At 65.9% G+C, this 17,829-nt stretch carries 16 protein-coding genes and 2 riboswitches; of the genes, 15 read left to right on the forward strand and 1 reads right to left on the reverse strand.

From position 1 onward, the window contains the following. The 3 genes from AC2VOG_RS08665 to AC2VOG_RS08675 form a co-directional block, all read left to right on the forward strand. On the forward strand, window positions 1–537 hold a 537-nt coding region (locus AC2VOG_RS08665), incomplete at its 5' end, for a TetR-like C-terminal domain-containing protein (RefSeq protein WP_486939504.1). A 100-nt stretch (window positions 538–637) separates the two neighbouring features. Next, entirely contained in the window at window positions 638–1,138 is a 501-nt protein-coding gene (locus AC2VOG_RS08670; protein WP_486939505.1) for a VOC family protein, read from the forward strand. 49 nt (window positions 1,139–1,187) lie between these two features. After that, a complete protein-coding gene (locus AC2VOG_RS08675) occupies window positions 1,188–2,681 on the forward strand; it encodes an FAD-binding protein (RefSeq protein ID WP_486939506.1) in 1,494 nt (497 codons plus the stop codon). A gap of 61 nt (window positions 2,682–2,742) precedes the next feature. Here the strand turns inward: AC2VOG_RS08675 and bacA are convergent, their stop codons facing one another. Beyond that, window positions 2,743–4,662 carry a vitamin B12 ABC transporter pemease/ATP-binding protein BacA gene (gene bacA, locus AC2VOG_RS08680; protein WP_486939507.1) on the reverse strand — a complete coding sequence of 640 codons (1,920 nt, stop codon included), beginning with the start codon at window positions 4,660–4,662 and terminating at the stop codon, window positions 2,743–2,745. 94 nt (window positions 4,663–4,756) lie between these two features. On the opposite strand from bacA, the gene AC2VOG_RS08685 reads away from it, so the two are divergent. The 12 genes from AC2VOG_RS08685 to gcvP all read left to right on the forward strand — a co-directional run. Next, the gene (locus AC2VOG_RS08685) at window positions 4,757–6,403 is read left to right on the forward strand and encodes an acetolactate synthase (protein WP_486939508.1); all 1,647 of its coding nucleotides are present in this window, start codon (window positions 4,757–4,759) and stop codon (window positions 6,401–6,403) included. Between the two features lie 138 nt (window positions 6,404–6,541). Next, window positions 6,542–8,875, forward strand: coding sequence for an accessory Sec system translocase SecA2 (gene secA2, locus AC2VOG_RS08690; protein WP_486939509.1), 2,334 nt, complete (start codon window positions 6,542–6,544; stop codon window positions 8,873–8,875). Next, on the forward strand, window positions 8,875–9,465 hold the full coding sequence (locus AC2VOG_RS08695; protein ID WP_486939510.1) for a CDP-alcohol phosphatidyltransferase family protein: 591 nt from the start codon (window positions 8,875–8,877) through the stop codon (window positions 9,463–9,465). The genes secA2 and AC2VOG_RS08695 overlap by 1 nt, the downstream gene beginning before the upstream one ends. Then, window positions 9,458–10,372: a DUF881 domain-containing protein gene (locus tag AC2VOG_RS08700; protein WP_486939511.1), complete on the forward strand. Its 915-nt coding sequence runs from the start codon at window positions 9,458–9,460 to the stop codon at window positions 10,370–10,372. The genes AC2VOG_RS08695 and AC2VOG_RS08700 overlap by 8 nt, the downstream gene beginning before the upstream one ends. Window positions 10,373–10,406: 34 nt before the next feature. After that, window positions 10,407–10,739, forward strand: a complete 333-nt coding sequence (locus AC2VOG_RS08705; protein WP_486939512.1) for a small basic family protein — start codon at window positions 10,407–10,409, stop codon at window positions 10,737–10,739. Between the two features lie 17 nt (window positions 10,740–10,756). Beyond that, window positions 10,757–11,596, forward strand: a complete 840-nt coding sequence (locus AC2VOG_RS08710) for a DUF881 domain-containing protein (RefSeq protein ID WP_486939513.1) — start codon at window positions 10,757–10,759, stop codon at window positions 11,594–11,596. 23 nt (window positions 11,597–11,619) lie between these two features. Beyond that, window positions 11,620–12,015: a glycine cleavage system protein GcvH gene (gene gcvH / locus AC2VOG_RS08715; RefSeq protein ID WP_486939514.1), complete on the forward strand. Its 396-nt coding sequence runs from the start codon at window positions 11,620–11,622 to the stop codon at window positions 12,013–12,015. 253 nt (window positions 12,016–12,268) lie between these two features. Next, window positions 12,269–12,739, forward strand: coding sequence for a glycogen accumulation regulator GarA (gene garA / locus AC2VOG_RS08720; protein WP_486939515.1), 471 nt, complete (start codon window positions 12,269–12,271; stop codon window positions 12,737–12,739). Beyond that, complete coding sequence (gene ftsR, locus AC2VOG_RS08725) at window positions 12,739–13,476, forward strand: transcriptional regulator FtsR (RefSeq protein ID WP_486939516.1); 738 nt, start codon at window positions 12,739–12,741, stop codon at window positions 13,474–13,476. The genes garA and ftsR overlap by 1 nt, the downstream gene beginning before the upstream one ends. Before the next feature lie 108 nt (window positions 13,477–13,584). After that, entirely contained in the window at window positions 13,585–14,076 is a 492-nt protein-coding gene (locus tag AC2VOG_RS08730; RefSeq protein WP_486939517.1) for a bifunctional nuclease family protein, read from the forward strand. A 299-nt stretch (window positions 14,077–14,375) separates the two neighbouring features. Beyond that, window positions 14,376–15,017 (forward strand): MerR family transcriptional regulator, encoded by a 642-nt coding sequence (locus tag AC2VOG_RS08735; RefSeq protein WP_486939518.1) that lies wholly within the window; start codon window positions 14,376–14,378, stop codon window positions 15,015–15,017. Window positions 15,018–15,085: 68 nt separating this feature from the next. After that, window positions 15,086–15,183, forward strand: a riboswitch (glycine riboswitch). After that, window positions 15,184–15,289: riboswitch (glycine riboswitch) on the forward strand. Window positions 15,290–15,317: 28 nt separating this feature from the next. Continuing rightward, on the forward strand, window positions 15,318–17,829 hold a 2,512-nt coding region (gene gcvP / locus AC2VOG_RS08740; protein ID WP_486939519.1), incomplete at its 3' end, for an aminomethyl-transferring glycine dehydrogenase.

Consider the following 17,829-nt stretch of genomic DNA (forward strand, 5'->3'; position numbering starts at 1 on the left):
ATCGACGCGTATTCCGAACTTGCCGACGTCGTCGACGGCGAGCGCGCTGCCGCGCCAGATGCATGGAACGAGGACGTGCTCGCCATCGCGCGCGCCGCACGCCGCTGGGCCGTCAGCCACCCGGCCAGCTGGGCGCTGCTGTACGGAAGCCCGGTCCCCGGTTATCACGCACCGGGCGAACGAACGGTCGGCCCCGGAACACGGGTCATCGGAGCGCTATTCGATGCCGTGGCGGCGGGCATCGCTACTGGCGACATCAAGCTGACCAATCACGCTGCGCCACAACCGCTATCGTCCGACTTTGACCGGATCAGACACGAGTTCGGTTTCCCCGGTGACGATTCCGTAATCGCGAAGTGTTTCGCCATATGGGCCGGAGTGGTGGGCGCCATCAGCCTCGAAGTGTTCGGGCAGTACGGTGCCGACACGCTCAGCGACGTGGAGACGGTTTTCGACACCCAGGTGCGTTTGCTATTCGGGATGCTGACGCACACCGATGTCGATTCGGCCCCTTTCGGCGCGACGACTCTGAATTAGAACGTGTTCAGCGGCCGCCCATCGGCTTGCCCGCACCGAGAGTGGCAACATTGCGCTGCGAGTTTCGGGCCCGGGAGATGCTGAGTTATTCTGCGAGACGATGAGGCTTTCTTTTGGATCTCCGGTCCAAACAGCGTGGGTCACCCACAGTCTGGACGCCACTGAAACCGCTCTCACCGGCCTGTTAGGTGTGAGGAAGTGGATTCGCCTGCCCGATATCCACTTTGCTCCGGAGACCTGCAGCTACCACGGCGCGCCGGCGGACTTCGTGGCAAGCATTTCATTGAGCTATCTCGGCGACATGCAACTCGAACTGATCGAACCGATCCGCGGGCCTAATATCTATAGTGACTTTTTGCAGAGCCACGGCCCGGGCCTGCATCACATCTGCGTCGAGGCCGAAACCCGCGAGGACTTCGATGACGCGCTGACTTCAGCGGGCGAGCGAGGAGTCGGCGTGCCACAACAGGGCGTGATGCCCGGCGGCCTGCGGTTCGCCTACTTGTCCGCCCCACAACATGGAGTTCCGTTCGTGGAGATCGCGCATTTCTCGGCCGAGATGCGCCAGTTTTTCGACTACATCAAGCAGCAGCAGCGTTGACTCGCGCGAGCGACGACACCGCACGCAGCGGCCAGGAGGAGTGGCGTCCATGAGCACTGACATACCAGCAACGTTGAGCGTCAACGACATCGAGTCATGGTCGGATGAGGCCGACGTCGTGGTGATCGGATTCGGCATCGCGGGCGGATGCGCGGCGGTCAGCGCGGCCGCCGCCGGTGCGCGGGTGCTGGTGCTGGAACGGGCCGCGGCGGCCGGCGGCACGACCGCGATGGCCGGCGGGCACTTCTACCTGGGCGGCGGGACAGCCGTGCAAGAGGCGACCGGCCATCCCGACACGGCCGAAGAGATGTACAAGTATCTGGTCGCGGTGTCGCGCGAACCCGATCACGAGAAAATCCGCGCCTACAGTGATGGCAGCGTCGAGCACTTTAACTGGTTGGAAGACTTGGGTTTCCAGTTCGAGCGGAGCTTCTATCCGGGCAAGGTGGTCGTCCCGCCGGGTACTGAAGGTCTGAGCTACACCGGCAACGAAAAGGTCTGGCCGTTCTGCGGGCAGGCCGTTCCGTCGCCGCGCGGCCACTCGGTGCCGGTACCCGGTGAGCTGGGCGGTGCGGCGATGGTGATCGATCTTCTGCTCAAGCGCGCCGACGATCTGGGTGTTCAGTTCCGATACGAGACCGGGGCCACCAACTTGATCATGGACGGGCGCGGCTCCGTGGTCGGCGTCGCCTGGAAACACTTCACCGAATCCGGCGCCGTCAGAGCCACTTCGGTGATCATCGCCGCCGGTGGTTTTGCGATGAACGCAGACATGGTCGCCGAATACACACCCGAACTGGGCCAGCCGCGACGCACCAAACATCATGGGTTGGTCGCGCCCTACATTCTGGGCAATCCTCACGACGACGGACTCGGCCTGCGAATGGGCATCTCCGCCGGCGGCGTCGCCGAGAACATGAACGAGAAGTTCATCACCGCAGCCGCCTATCCGCCCGAGGTTCTCCTGACCGGCGTGATCGTGAACAAGGAAGGCAAGCGCTTTGTCGCCGAGGACTCCTACCACTCGCGCACATCGGCTTTCGTGCTCGAGCAGCCGGAGCAGACCGCGTACCTGATCGTCGACGAGGCGCATACCGAGATGCCCGCGATGCCGTTGATCAAATTCCTCGACGGCTACGAGACGATCGCCGAACTGGAGACCGCGCTCGAGATCCCCGCGGGCAATCTCGCCGCGACCTTGGATCGCTACAACGAATTCGCCGCCAAGGGCGAAGACCCCGATTTCCACAAGCAGCCGGATTACATTGCACCGCAGGACAATGGTCCCTGGGCGGTGTTCGACCTGTCGCTCGGGCGGGCGATGTACTCCGGATTCACCATGGGCGGACTGGCTGTCACCGTCGACGGACAGGTGCAGCGCAGCGACGGCAGCGTCGTCGGCGGGCTGTACGCGGTGGGCGCCTGCGCGTCCAACATCGCCCAAGACGGCAAGGGCTATGCCAGCGGCACCCAGCTCGGCGAAGGGTCATTCTTCGGTCGCCGCGCCGGAACGCACGCGGCCGGTACGGCCGGGGGCGGGTAGGCGCGTCAGGATACGGCGCCGGAACGCACGCGGCCGGTACGGCCGGGGGCGGGTAGGCGCATCAGACCGACGCCGGTTCCTTGCCTACCGATCCCAGCCGCCACGGGCCGCCGCCGAGTAGTTCGAGGTGCTGTTCATGGAACAGTCCGACCGCGGGTCGATGGCTGACACTGACGACGACGCACTCTGGTAATTCGTTCTGCAGCAATTGATACAGCGCCTGTTCAAGCCCTTCATCGAGCGCCGAGGTGCTCTCATCGAGGAAAACCGCCTTGGGCTTGGTGAGCAGGATGCGCGCGAAAGCGACGCGTTGCTGCTCACCGGGGGAGAGGACCTTGGCCCAGTCACGCACTTCGTCGAGGCGTTCACTCAAGGGCGCGAGCGCGACTTTTCTCAGCGTCTGGTTCATTGTTTCGTCTGAGATGTCAGTCGGCGCATTCGGGTAACTGATCACGGTTCGCAGATCGCCCAGTGGCACGTACGGCAACTGCGACAGAAACATCGTCGCGTTCGCTCCGTCCGGGCATCGCAGCGTCCCCGATGCGTACGGCCACAGTTCGGCGAGGCTGCGCAGCAGCGTGGTTTTGCCCGCCCCCGATTGCCCGGTAATCACCAGCGACTGGCCGGATTCCAGCCGGACATCCAGCAAGTCGACCAGCGGGTCGCCGTCCGGTGTGCGCACCTCGACACCGTCGAACTCCACCGAGCCGTCGTCGGTGGGCCGAGTCAGCACCGCGGGCAGATCGCGTCCCTTGGCGTTGGCGTCGACCAAGCCGTGCAGACGAATGATCGCCGCGCGGAACGCAGCGAATTCGTCATAGTTGTTGCGGAAGAACGACAGTGAGTCGTGGATCTCGCCGAATGCGGTGGCCGTCTGGCCGACGTCGCCGAATGCGATCTGACCGGCGAACAACCGCGGCGCCTGAATGATCCACGGCAGCGGGACAATTGCCTGCGACATCGACCAGTTCCAACCGTTGAAGACGATCGTCCGTCGCACGAAGCCGCGGTAGTTCACGATGATCGGGCTGAAACGTCCCATCAATTGGGTCCGTTCGACCTGCTCACCGCGATAGAAGCCGACGGCTTCGGCGGCGTCGCGCAAGCGGACCAGCGCGTAACGGAATGCGGCGTTGAGCTTTTCGTTGTTGAAGCTCAGCCAGATCAGCGGACGCCCGAGCTTGAACGCGACGCCGGTGGCCACCACCACGTAGACGACGACGATCCAGAACATCGCGCGGGGGACGTCGACGCCGAAAATGTTCAGCCGGCCAGACAGGTGCCAGAGGATCGCCGCGAACGACACAACCGATACGACTGCACGCACGGCGCCGAACAGCAGGGTGTTCGCGGTCTCGTTGGACGGCATGTTCGGCGTACCGCCGGCACCGGCGGTGAAGATGTCGACGTCCTGCTGGATTCGTTGGTCGGGGTTGTCGATCGTGTCGTCGATGAACAGGTCTCGGTAGTAGGCCCGGCCCCGCAGCCAGTCGTCGGTCAGGTTTCTGGTGAGCCAGATACGCCAGGCGATGATGAAGTGCTGGGTCAAGTAGATGTCGACCAACAGCCGGACAATGAAGACCGTCGCCAGCACACTGAAGTGCACCAGCGAGATCCAAAAGCCATGTATCCCGGACTGTTTGATTTTTTCATTACCCGCAGCGGCGCCCTCGAACGCAGTCTGGAGCGAGGTGTAGAGGTCGTTGCTCTGGTAGCTGAGTAGCACGGTCAACCGCACCGAGAGCAGCACCAACAGCAGCAGGACCGCCAGTTGCAGCCACGTCGGCACCGCGTGCCGCCCGGTGAAATAGCCACCGGTGATCCGCCAGTACTGCTGGCCCCACTTGGTGAGGAACCGCAGCAGAGCCAACACCACGAGCACGCATACCGCGGCGATGACCCAGCTTTTCGCCAGCCACCACAGTGACTCGATCAATGCCGAAGACCAGTCGATGGACGGCTTGAAGAGCTTGGGGTCCAAGATCACGTCTCCTTGCTGACGATGGCCGGTCGGCCGTCGTCGCTGTGGTTACTTCCCGGCGAAAGTATCCCAGGCCGGCGGATAGGCTGCGCGGATGGGCAACGACGCCGAAAACACCTTCCATGCCGGCCGACTGATCGCCCGGCGGCTGAAGGCCAGCGGAATCGACACCGTGTTCACGCTGTCCGGGGGCCACCTGTTCTCGATCTACGACGGCTGCCGCAGCGAGGGTATCCGGCTGATCGACACCCGCCACGAGCAGACCGCCGCGTTCGCGGCCGAAGGCTGGTCGAAGGTGACGCGCCAGCCCGGGGTCGCCGCGCTGACGGCGGGCCCGGGCGTCACCAACGGGATGAGCGCGATGGCCGCCGCCCAGCAGAACTCCTCGCCGTTGCTGGTGCTGGGCGGACGGGCACCCGCGGGCCGATGGGGAATGGGCTCGCTGCAAGAGATCGACCATGTGCCGTTCGTGGCGCCACTGACTCGATTCGCCGCCACCGCGCCCTCGGCCGAGGCCGTCAGCGGCCTGATCGACGACGCGCTGCAGGCCACCGTCGGCGCGCCGTCCGGGGTGGCGTTCATCGATTTTCCGATGGACCACGTGTTTTCCGTCGCCGCTGACGGCGGGCAGCCCGGCGCGTTGACCACACTGCCGGCGCCGGCACTCGCTGACGGCGACGCACTCGATCGCGCGGTCAGCCTGCTCAGTACCGCCGAGCGGCCGGTGATCATGGCCGGTACCAACGTCTGGTGGGGGCGCGGCGAGGAGGCGCTGCTGCGACTGGCCGAGCAGCGGCGGATTCCGGTGCTGATGAACGGCATGGCCCGTGGCACAGTGCCCGCCGATCATCCGCTGGCCTTCGCCCGGTCACGCTCGAAAGCGCTGGGGGAGGCCGATGTCGCGGTGGTCGTCGGGGTCCCGATGGACTTCCGGCTGGGATTCGGCGGCGTATTCGGGCAGGACACCAAGCTGATCGTCGCCGACCGGGCCCGGCCCGACCGTGCGCATCCCCGGCTGATTGCGGCCGAACTCTACGGTGACCTGACGGCGACCCTGACCGTGCTCAGCGAGACGCCGCGCGCCCCGACGACCGGTCAGGAGGAGTGGCTTGCCGATCTGCGGGCGACCGAGACCGCCGCGCGCGAGCGTGAGCAGGCCGAACTGGCCGACGACCGCAGCCCGCTACATCCCATGCGGGTCTACGCCGAACTCGCCCCGATGCTGGACCGCGATGCGATCGTCGTGGTCGATGCCGGGGATTTCGGCTCCTATGCGGGCCGGGTGATCGACAGCTTCGTGCCGGGGGCATGGCTGGACAGCGGCCCGTTCGGGTGTTTGGGCTCCGGTCCGGGGTACGCGCTGGCCGCCAAGCTCGCCCGCCCGGACCGCCAAGTCGTTCTGTTACAGGGCGACGGCGCCTTCGGGTTCAGCGGCATGGAGTGGGACACCCTGGCGCGGCACGGCGTCGCCGTCGTGTCGGTGATCGGCAACAACGGCATCTGGGCCCTCGAAAAGCACCCCATGGAAGCTTTGTACGGCTATTCGGTGGTGGCCGAACTGCGACCTGAGACCCGCTATGACGAGGTCGTGCGCGCGCTCGGTGGCCATGGCGAACTGGTCTCGACTTCCGCCGAGCTCAGGCCGGCGCTGCAGCGCGCCTTCGACAGCGGCCTGCCCGCCGTGGTCAATGCGCTCACCGACCCCGAGGTCGCCTATCCCCGCCGGTCCAATCTGGCCTAAGTCTGGCCTAGGTGAGGCCTAGGTGGGTCTAGGTGCGCGCGGCCGGCCGTGAACGTGCGCAGTTGTACTGCAAAAACCCGAGTGTCGCGGACAAACACGCACTCTCGCGCCGATTGAGGAGTCGCGTACCGTTGATCTGTGACAAAGACCACCAGCTCACAGTCGGGCCGCCTGAGCGGCCGCTTCTGGCGTCTGCTCGGCGCCAGCGCCGACAAGAACCAGGGCCGGTCGATGGCCCAGGTCACCACCTCGGCCAAGTACGACGAGAAGGCCGCGGGTCTCGACGACGAGCAGTTGCGCAAGGCCGCCGGTCTGCTAGACCTCGAGGACCTAGCCGAGGCCGGCGACATTCCGCAGTTCCTTGCCATCGCGCGGGAGGCCGCCGAACGGGCGACGGGATTGCGGCCGTTCGACGTTCAGCTGCTTGGCGCACTGCGGATGCTGGCCGGCGACGTGGTCGAAATGGCGACCGGTGAGGGCAAGACTCTGGCCGGGGCGATCGCGGCAGCCGGTTATGCACTGGGCGGCCGGCATGTTCACGTCGTCACCATCAACGACTATCTGGCCCGCCGCGACGCCGAATGGATGGGCCCGGTGCTGGAGGCGCTGGGCGTCACCGTCGGCTGGGTGACCGGGGAATCGACCGCCGAGCAGCGGCGTGCCGCCTACACCTGCAACGTCACCTACGCGTCGATCAACGAGATCGGCTTCGACGTACTGCGCGACCAGCTGGTGACCGACGTCGACGACCTGGTGTCGCCCAACCCGGACGTGGCCCTGATCGACGAAGCCGACTCGGTGCTCGTCGACGAGGCGTTGGTACCACTGGTGCTGGCCGGAACCAGCCACCGCGAACAGCCGCGACTGGAGATCATCCGGCTCGTCGGGGAGTTGCAGGCCGGCGTCGATTACGACACCGACTCCGACAACCGCAACGTCCACCTGACCGACGCCGGGGCGCGCAAACTCGAAAAGCGGCTCGGCGGAATCGATCTCTACTCCGAAGAGCATGTCGGCAGCACGCTGACTGAAGTCAACGTCGCGCTGCACGCGCACGTCCTGCTCCACCGCGACGTGCACTACATCGTGCGCGACGACGCCGTGCACCTGATCAACTCCTCCCGTGGCCGCATCGCCGCGCTGCAGCGCTGGCCCGATGGTCTGCAGGCGGCCGTCGAGGCCAAGGAAGGCATCGAGACCACCGAAACCGGCGAGGTGCTCGACACCATTACCGTGCAGGCGCTGATCAACCGGTATCCCACCGTCTGCGGTATGACCGGAACCGCTTTGGCCGCAGGCGAACAGCTGCGCCAGTTCTACAAGCTCGGGGTGTCCCCGATCGAACCGAACACACCCAACATTCGCGAGGACGAAACCGACCGGGTCTACATCACCGCCGCCGCGAAAATCGACGCGATCATCGCCCACATCATCGAGATACACGCAACCGGACAGCCCGTCCTGGTCGGCACCCACGATGTCGCCGAATCCGAGGAGTTGCACGAGCGGCTGCAGCGTCGCGGCGTTCCCGCGGTGGTGCTCAACGCCAAGAACGACGCCGAGGAAGCGTCCGTCATCGCCGAGGCCGGCAAGCTCGGGGCCGTCACAGTGTCAACGCAGATGGCCGGCCGCGGCACCGACATCCGCTTGGGCGGCTCCGATGAGACCGACCACGAGAAGGTGGTCGAGCTCGGCGGCCTGCACGTCGTGGGCACCGGCCGCCACCACACCGAACGTCTGGACAACCAGCTGCGCGGGCGCGCCGGCCGCCAGGGCGATCCCGGTTCGTCGGTGTTCTTCTCCAGCTGGGAAGACGATGTCGCCGCATCGAACCTCGAACCGAACAAGCTGCCGACGAAAACCGACCCAGAAAAGGGGGACGGTCGCGTGATCAGCCCGAAAGTCGCCGGCCTGCTCGAGCATGCCCAGCGCGTCGCCGAGGGGCGCCTGCTCGACGTGCACGCCAACACCTGGCGGTACAACCAACTGACCGCCCAGCAGCGCGCGATCATCGTCGAACGGCGCAACACGTTGCTCAGCACCGCCGCCGCCCGCGAAGAACTGGCCGAGCTGGCACCCGACCGCTACGACGAACTGTCCGAACAGCTTTCCGAAGAGCAGCTGGAGAAAATCTGCCGGCTGATCATGCTGTACCACCTCGACCGCGGCTGGGCCGACCACTTGGCCTACCTGGCCGACATCCGCGAAAGCATCCATCTGCGCGCCCTGGGACGGCAGAACCCGCTCGACGAATTTCACCGGATGGCGGTGGATGCGTTCGCCTCGCTGGCCGCCGACGCGATCGAAGCCGCCCAGCAGACGTTCGAAACCTCGCCGGCAATCGAAAACGAGCCCGGCGTCGATCTGTCCAAGTTGGCCCGTCCGACCTCGACCTGGACCTACATGGTGCATGACAACCCGTTGTCCGACGACTCGCTGTCCGCGCTGAGCCTGCCCGGCATCTTCCGATAATGCCGCCTGCCCTCGACCGGCTTTGGACGGTCCCCAACGTGCTGAGCGGGCTCCGTCTGGTGCTGATCCCGGTCTTCATCTATCTGCTGCTGTTCGCCCACGCCTACGGTTGGGCGGTGGCGCTGCTGATATTCAGCGGCGCATCGGACTGGGCCGACGGCAAGATCGCACGCCTGATGGATCAGTCCTCGAAGCTGGGGGCTTATCTCGATCCGTTCGTCGACCGGCTGTACATGGTGGCCACACCGATCGCATTCGGACTCGCCCACATCCTGCCGTGGTGGATCATCGCCATCCTGCTGGTCCGCGACGTTCTGTTGGCCGCGGAACTGCCGTTGCTGCGCACCCGCGGCATCACCGCGCTGCCGGTGATCTACGTCGGCAAGGCGGCAACCTTCGCGTTGATGTCGGCCTTCCCGCTGATCTTGCTGGGCCAGCTCGAAGGAGTGTGGAGTCACGTCGTATTGGCTTGTGGTTGGGCATTTTTGAGCTGGGGTATCTACATGTACCTGTGGTCGTTCATGGTCTACGCATGGCAGGTCGTGATTGTGCTGCGCCGGATGCCGCCCGTGAAGGTCCGTAATGCCTGATCCAGTGCTGGGCGGCTATGAGCCCTACTCCGGCCTCAGTGCCCACCAGGCAGGCCGGGCCCAGCGGATCCCGGTACCGTCGCTACTGCGCGCCCTGCTCTCCGAGCACCTGGATCCCGGTTACGCGGCCGCCGCCGCGAAGCGGGACGCCACCCAGAAACCAAACGGCACCCGTCTGCGGAGCTGGTTCTGGCAGGCGATGGCCGCGTTGCTGGTGGCCGCGGTTTTCGCCGCCGCTGTCGCTCAGGCCCGGCTGGTCGCCCCCGGAGTCAGCGCCGCCCAGCGGGCGCTGGCGACCGACGTGCGGTCGGAGGAGGCGGCGACGGGCCGGCTCGCCCGGGAACGCAATTCGCTTGCAGCCCAACGAGACGACGTTCAGCGCCGAGCGTTGGCCGAGGACGCCGCCGGACAACGGCTGCTGGCCAGCCTCGACCGGCTCAACTTGGCGGCTGCGAGCAGTCCGGTCACCGGCCCGGGTTTGAGCGTGACCGTCACCGAGCCCAGTGTCGGGCCCAACCTGTCCGACGTGTCCAAGCAGCGGGTCGCCGGGAGCCGCCAGATTATCCTCGACCGAGACTTGCAGCTGGTCGTCAACTCGTTGTGGGCCAGCGGGGCCGAGGCGATCGCGGTCGACGGGGTGCGGATCGGGCCGAACGTCACCATCCGGCAGGCGGGAGGCGCGATCCTGGTCGACAACAACCCGACCGGCAGTCCCTACACGGTGCTCGCCATTGGGCCACCCCACGGCATGCAGGAGGTGTTCGACAACAGCCCCGGCTTGCGCCGGCTGCGACTTCTGGAGACCTCCTACGGGGTCGGTGTCGACGTCAGCGCCGAGGACAACCTCACACTGCCGGCCGGAGCGGCACGAGATATCAAGTTCGCCAAACAGATTGGTTCGTCGTAGTGCGAAAAGCCCAACGAATAGGAGCGAGGCGTCGATGATCGGCATCGCAGCACTGGCCGTCGGTATCGTGCTGGGCCTGGTTCTGCACCCCAACGTGCCGGAGGTCGTCCAGCCCTATCTGCCGATCGCGGTGGTCGCCGCACTGGATGCGGTATTCGGTGGGCTACGCGCTTACCTCGAGCGAATTTTCGACCCCAAGGTCTTCGTCGTGTCGTTCGTATTCAACGTGCTGGTCGCGGCCCTGGTCGTCTATGTCGGCGACCAATTGGGCGTTGGCACGCAACTATCCACCGCGATCATCGTCGTCCTGGGCATTCGCATCTTCGGCAACGCCGCCGCACTGCGTCGCAGGCTGTTCGGGGCATAGCGGGGTATGAGACCGACATGAGCGACTCAGATACCGACCCGGACGACAAAGCACGGCACCCGCTCGGGCAGGCGCTCGATGAGCCTGACGAGCATGGGCGCCACGAGTTGCCGCCGGATCAGCCGAAACCCGCGATCGGCGCATTGCAGCCGAACGGATTTCTGCGCCGCGGCCGCACTGCGTTCGGCATCTTGGCCGTGCTGCTGTGCCTGCTGCTGGGCGTGGCCATCGCCACTCAGGTGCACCAGACCACGAGCGGCGACTCCCTCGATACCGCCCGTCCTGCCGATCTGCTGGTGCTGCTGGACTCTCTGCGCCAACGCGACGCCACGCTGAGCACCGAAGTCGCGGAACTGCAGCGCTCGTTGAACGCCCTACACGCCTCCGGTAGCAGCGACCAGACCGCCATCCAGAACGCCCAGGCCCGATTGGCGGCGCTGTCAATCCTGATCGGCACCGTCGGCGCCACCGGACCCGGGGTCACCGTCAAAATCGACGACCCGGGACCCGGTGTGGCGCCACAGGCGATGCTCGACGTGCTCGACGAACTGCGGGCCGCCGGGGCCGAAGCGATCCAGATCAGCGATCGGTACCAGTCGGTACGCGCCGGTGTCGACACCTGGATTGTCGGCGCACCCGGTGCGCTGACTGTCGATGGTAAGACGCTGACGCCACCGTATTCGGTTGTCGCCATTGGTGATCCGCCAACGCTCGCCGCAGCCATGAACATCCCGGGCGGCGCGGTGGACAGCGTCAAGCGCGGCGGCGGCACCATGTCGGTGCAGCAGGCGGACAAGGTGAGCATCACCGCCTTGCGGCAACCAAAACCGCGCCAATACGCTCAGCCAGTCAAGTAGCCACCGATCAGAACAGGAACACCGTGAGCGAAATCCCACCAGATTTGCACTACACCCCCGACCACGAGTGGGTTCGGCGAACAGGTGACGACATCGTCCGGGTGGGTATCACCGACTTCGCGCAGTCCGCGCTCGGCGACGTCGTGTTCGTTCGGCTGCCCGAGGTGGGGGACGAGCTGACCGCGGGTGAGGCTTTCGGCGAGGTGGAATCCACCAAGTCCGTATCCGACCTCTACGCCCCTGTTTCGGCGAAAGTCGTTGCCGTCAATGAGGATCTGGACGGCAGCCCGGAGCTGGTCAACGCCGAGCCGTATGGCGGCGGTTGGCTGATCGACCTCCAGGTCGACGGCGCTGCGCTGGAGCAGAGTTTCGCCGATCTCCTGGACGCCGAGGCCTACCGCGGTTCGTTGGCCGAGTGACCCTGTTATCGTTCCCCGCGCGGCGAAAATACGCGCCGTACAGCGGCGCGGTGAGGAGCCGGGCCGTGGGACCTGCCGGCGAGAATGCCGGCCCAACCGGGACGGCCGGCAGCTGTAGCCGCCGATCCGGCCGGGGATGGCACATTGAGCTCCCGTGCGCGGTACGGTCGTCACATCGACGGCCACTGCGGGTGGGATACCGGCCGGCCGGACCCAACCAGACAACGCAGCAGCGGCCAGTGAGGAGCAGCGGGTGACGGACAAGGACAACGACTTGACTTCTGATGAAGTCACCGTGGAAACGACATCGGTTTTTCGCGCCGACTTTCTCAACGAACTAGAGGCTCCCGCGCAAACCGGCTCCCAGAGCACGGTGTCCGGCGTCGAGGGACTGCCGGCCGGTTCGGCGTTACTGGTCGTCAAACGGGGGCCAAATGCCGGTTCCCGCTTCCTGCTCGATCAACCGACCACCTCGGCGGGCCGCCATCCCGACAGCGACATTTTCCTCGACGACGTCACCGTCAGCCGGCGGCACGCTGAATTCCGTTTGGAGAACGACGAGTTCCACGTGGTGGACGTCGGCAGCCTCAACGGCACCTACGTCAACCGCGAGCCGGTCGACTCGGCGGTGCTGGCCAACGGCGACGAGGTCCAGATCGGGAAGTTCCGGTTGGTCTTTTTGACCGGACCCAAGGCCGGTGAAGACGGAGGGGCCGGAGGCTAGTGACCGCGCCCGAGACCCCCGCACTGAGCGGGATGTCGATCGGAGCGGTCCTCGACCTGCTGCGGCCGGACTTCCCGGATGTGACGATCTCCAAGATCCGCTTCTTGGAGGCCGAGGGCCTCGTAACGCCGCAACGCGCGGCCTCGGGCTATCGCCGGTTCACCGCGTACGACTGTGCCCGCCTGCGGTTTATCTTGACTGCTCAGCGTGACCAGTACCTGCCGCTGAAAGTCATCAAGGCGCAGTTGGATGCGCTGCCCGACGGCGAGCTGCCGCTGGCTGGATCACCTTACGGGGTACCGCGATTGGTCACCGTCGGTGACGGCGTGCCCGCCGGATCGGATCCCGCGGCGGTCGCACCCACCCACATCCGGCTCAGCCGCGAAGACCTGCTGGATCGCTCAGGAGTCGATGACGAGCTTTTGACCACGCTGCTCAAGGCGGGGGTGATCACCACCGGCCCGGGCGGGTTCTTCGACGAGCAGGCACCCGTGATCTTGCAGTGCGCCCGTGCACTCGCCGATTACGGCATCGAACCCCGGCACCTGAGGGCGTTCCGCTCGGCCGCCGACCGGCAGTCCGACCTGATCGCCCAGATCGCCGGACCCCTCGTCAACACCGGGAAAACCGGTGCCCGTGACCGGGCCGACGACCTGGCTCGCGAGGTCGCGGCCCTCGCGATCACCTTGCATACCTCGCTGATCAAGTCCGCAGTGCGCGGCGCCCTGCACCGTTGAAGGACTAGACTTCGGAACCACAGCTTGCGTTCGGCGGCTTGGTCTTTCCATCGCGGCGTCGGGGCAGGTCTGACACGGAACGGCAGCACGTGCGGAGGGCAAACACAGATGGGTGAAGTTCGCGTTGTCGGCATTCGCGTCGAGCAGCCGCAGAACCAGCCGGTGCTGTTGCTGCGCGAGGCCGACGGTGATCGCTACCTGCCCATCTGGATCGGCCAGTCGGAGGCAGCCGCAATCGCCTTGGAGCAGCAGGGTGTAGAGCCGCCCCGGCCGCTGACACACGACCTGATCCGTGATCTCATTGCTGCGCTTGGCCATTCGCTCAAAGAAGTGCGAATTGTCGATCTGCAAGAAGGCACTTTCTACGCCGACCTGATTTTCGACCGCAACATCACCGTGTCGGCGCGGCCATCGGACTCGGTGGCTATCGCGCTGCGGGTGGGCGTGCCGATCTACGTCGAGGAAGCCGTGCTCGCCGAGGCCGGCCTGTTGATTCCCGACGAGAACGACGACGAGCCGTCGGGGGTCCGCGAGGACGAAGTCGAAAAGTTCAAGGAGTTCCTGGACAGCGTTTCACCCGATGATTTCAAGGCCACCTAATTCGTTAGCAGGCGTGATTGATGTTCGGCCGCATATCGTGCGGCGCGCCGAAGTCGAGCCGATCTCGATCTGAATCGGCCGTATCACGGATACGTCTCATCTGCGAGTTCGACCTCGACACGCCCAGTGGCTAGCGTCCAGACGCCGTCCCGGCCGCCATACTTTTGTTCGACTGATTAGTTCTAGTTTGTTTCTCAGAACACCGCAGCGAGTCGAAAAGCGTATGCTCACAAGCACTCGATTGAGCAACCGCGAAACGGCAGCCCGTAACGAGCGCGCGATCGGCGAGAGGATACACCGTGGGTGACCAGCCACGTCAGGATCAACTGGATCTCGAGTCTTTGACTTGCGACAGCAGCCCAGAAGCCGATCCCGAACCGGCGATCCGCGTGTCGAGCGAGCCCGTCCAGGGCGGCTTGTTCCCCGATGACTCCGTGCCCGACGAATTGGTCGGTTACCGCGGCCCCAGTGCCTGCCAGATTGCCGGCATCACCTACCGCCAGTTGGACTACTGGGCCCGCACGTCGCTGGTCGTGCCGTCGATTCGCGGCGCCGCCGGGTCCGGTAGTCAGCGGCTGTACTCGTTCAAAGACATCCTGGTGCTCAAGATCGTCAAGCGTTTGCTCGACACCGGCATCTCGCTGCACAACATCCGCGTCGCGGTCGATCATCTGCGTCAGCGTGGCGTCCAGGATTTGGCCAACATCACCCTGTTCTCCGACGGCACCACGGTCTATGAGTGCACTTCGGCCGAGGAGGTCGTCGACCTGCTGCAGGGCGGCCAGGGCGTGTTCGGTATCGCTGTCTCCGGTGCAATGCGCGAGTTGACCGGAGCCATCGCAGATTTCCCCGGCGAGCGAGCCGATGGCGGCGAGTCGATCGCCGCGCCGGAAGACGAGCTGGCGTCTCGTCGCAAACACCGCGACCGCAAGATCGGCTGATCTGCGCTCTGCTAGCCGGTGCCGCCGGCACGGCCCGCGGCACCACGTAGGTAAACTCGAGGACGCATCGTTCTTGCGCGGGAGAGTTCCGTGGCCGCCAGCCACGGACGCCGAAGGAGCAACACCTCTCCGTCAACCTCTCAGGCACCCGGACCGCGCCAGACCCCGATGCCTCTGGAAAGCGGTGGCCGTCAGTCGCCCGCCCATGGGGAAAGACATCTGATGTCGAATCTCTCAGGCGCCCGGTTCGGGTAGACGACAGAGGGGGAGGGCCTGGTTCCTCTTTGTCAGGAGTTCGCCATGTCCGGCCACACCAACCCGCTTTTCGCCGATCGGCACATCGGCCCGGACAGCACCGCCGTCGCGGCGATGCTGAAGGTCATCGGGGTCGATTCGCTCGATGACCTCGCCCGCCGGGCGCTGCCCGCGGGAATTCTGGACGCGTTGACCGACTTCGGCGCCGCGCCCGGCCTGGATCAGCTGCCACCGGCGGCCAGCGAGGCCGAGGCGCTGGCGGAGCTGCGGAAGCTGGCCGACCAGAACACCGTCGCGGTGTCGATGATCGGTCAGGGGTATTACGACACGTACACACCGCCGGTGTTGCTGCGCAACATCCTGGAGAACCCGGCCTGGTACACGGCCTACACGCCGTATCAGCCGGAGATCAGCCAGGGCCGGCTCGAGGCGCTGCTGAATTTTCAGACCATGGTCGCCGACCTGACCGGACTCGAAGTGGCCAACGCGTCGATGCTCGACGAGGCCACCGCGGCCGCCGAGGCGATGACGCTGATGCACCGGGCAGTGCGGGGTAACGCCAACCGGTTGGCCGTCGACGTCGACGTGTACGCCCAGACCGCCGCTGTGCTCGCCACCCGCGCCGAGCCGCTGGGCATCGAAATCGTCACCGCCGATCTACGTGATGGCCTGCCCGAAGGCGAGTTCTTCGGTGCCATCGCCCAGTTGCCCGGTGCGAGCGGCCGCGTCACCGACTGGTCGGCGCTGGTGTCGCAGGCGCATGACCGCGGTGCACTGGTGGCTCTTGGAGCTGACCTGCTGGCGCTGACGCTGATCACGCCGCCGGGGGAGATCGGCGCCGACGTGGCGTTTGGCACCACGCAACGGTTCGGTGTGCCAATGGGTTTCGGCGGCCCGCATGCCGGCTACCTGGTGGTGCACGGCAAGCACGCCCGCCAACTGCCGGGCCGGCTCGTCGGGGTTTCGGTCGATGCCGACGGATCGCCCGCTTTCCGGCTGGCGCTGCAAACCCGTGAGCAGCACATCCGCCGCGACAAGGCGACCAGCAACATCTGCACCGCCCAGGTGCTGCTGTCGGTGATGGCGGCGATGTATGCGAGCTACCACGGCGCCGACGGACTGCGCGGCATCGCGCGGCGGGTGCACGGCCACGCCGAGGCCATCGCCGCCGCGCTCGGCGATGCAGTGGTGCACGACAAATACTTTGACACGGTTTTGGCCCGGGTGCCTGGGCGCGCCGATGAGGTGGTCGCGGCGGCCAAGGCTGATGGCATCAACCTATGGCGGGTCGACGGCGATCACGTGTCGGTGTCCTGCGACGAGGTCACCACCGACGCTCACGTAGCGACGGTGCTGGCGGCGTTCGGCGTATCGACCGCCGAGCCGGTCTACGCGGGTATCGCGACCCGCACGTCGGAATTCCTGACCCATCCGGCGTTCGTCAAGTACCGCACCGAGACCGCGATGATGCGGTATCTGCGGGCCTTGGCCGACAAGGATCTTGCGTTGGACCGCAGCATGATTCCACTGGGCTCCTGCACGATGAAGCTCAACGCCGCGGCCGAGATGGAATCGATCACCTGGCCGGAATTTGCCCGGCAACACCCGTTCGCGCCGCCATCCGACAGCAAAGGCCTGCGTCGGCTGATCGCCGACCTGCAAACCTGGCTGGTGCAGATGACTGGCTACGACGCGGTCTCGCTGCAGCCCAATGCCGGATCGCAGGGCGAGTACGCCGGCCTGTTGGCCATTCACGGCTACCACGCCAGCCGCGGCGAACCGGAGCGCAATATCTGCCTGATCCCGTCCAGTGCGCACGGCACCAACGCGGCATCGGCCGCGCTGGCCGGCATGAAAGTCGTTGTAGTGGAGTGCCGTTCGAACGGTGATGTCGACCTCGACGATCTGCGCGCCAAGATCAGCGAGCACGCCGAGCGGCTGTCGACGCTGATGATCACCTACCCGTCGACGCACGGGGTGTTCGAGCAGGACATCGCCGAGATCTGCGCGGCCGTGCACGACGCCGGTGGTCAGGTGTACATCGACGGCGCCAACTTGAATGCGCTGGTCGGGCTGGCCCGACCCGGGAAGTTCGGCGGCGACGTCAGCCACCTGAACCTGCACAAGACGTTCTGCATCCCGCACGGCGGCGGCGGTCCCGGTGTCGGGCCCGTCGCGGCACGCTCACACCTGGCGCCGTTCCTGCCCGGCCATCCCTACGCCCCCGAATTGCCTGGCGGCCCAACGATTTCAGCCGCACCCTTCGGGTCAGCGTCCATCCTGCCGATCAGCTGGGCCTACATCCGGATGATGGGCGCACCCGGCCTGCGGGCCGCCTCACTGACCGCGATCGCTTCGGCCAACTACATCGCCCGTCGCCTCGACGAGTATTACCCGGTGCTCTACACCGGCGCGAACGGCATGGTCGCCCACGAATGCATCCTGGACCTGCGGCCGATCACCAAGTCGACCGGCGTCACCGTCGACGATGTGGCAAAACGGTTGGCGGATTACGGATTTCACGCCCCGACCATGAGCTTCCCGGTCTCGGGCACGC

This window comes from Mycobacterium sp. TH-M11 (assembly GCF_057473725.1).

Coding starts and splice junctions, on each gene's coding strand:
- AC2VOG_RS08670 (WP_486939505.1), top strand. CDS start 638: ATGAGGCTTTCTTTTGGATCTCCGGTCCAAACAGCGTGGGTCACCCAC.
- AC2VOG_RS08675 (WP_486939506.1), top strand. CDS start 1,188: ATGAGCACTGACATACCAGCAACGTTGAGCGTCAACGACATCGAGTCA.
- AC2VOG_RS08685 (WP_486939508.1), top strand. CDS start 4,757: ATGGGCAACGACGCCGAAAACACCTTCCATGCCGGCCGACTGATCGCC.
- AC2VOG_RS08695 (WP_486939510.1), top strand. CDS start 8,875: ATGCCGCCTGCCCTCGACCGGCTTTGGACGGTCCCCAACGTGCTGAGC.
- AC2VOG_RS08700 (WP_486939511.1), top strand. CDS start 9,458: ATGCCTGATCCAGTGCTGGGCGGCTATGAGCCCTACTCCGGCCTCAGT.
- AC2VOG_RS08705 (WP_486939512.1), top strand. CDS start 10,407: ATGATCGGCATCGCAGCACTGGCCGTCGGTATCGTGCTGGGCCTGGTT.
- AC2VOG_RS08710 (WP_486939513.1), top strand. CDS start 10,757: ATGAGCGACTCAGATACCGACCCGGACGACAAAGCACGGCACCCGCTC.
- AC2VOG_RS08730 (WP_486939517.1), top strand. CDS start 13,585: ATGGGTGAAGTTCGCGTTGTCGGCATTCGCGTCGAGCAGCCGCAGAAC.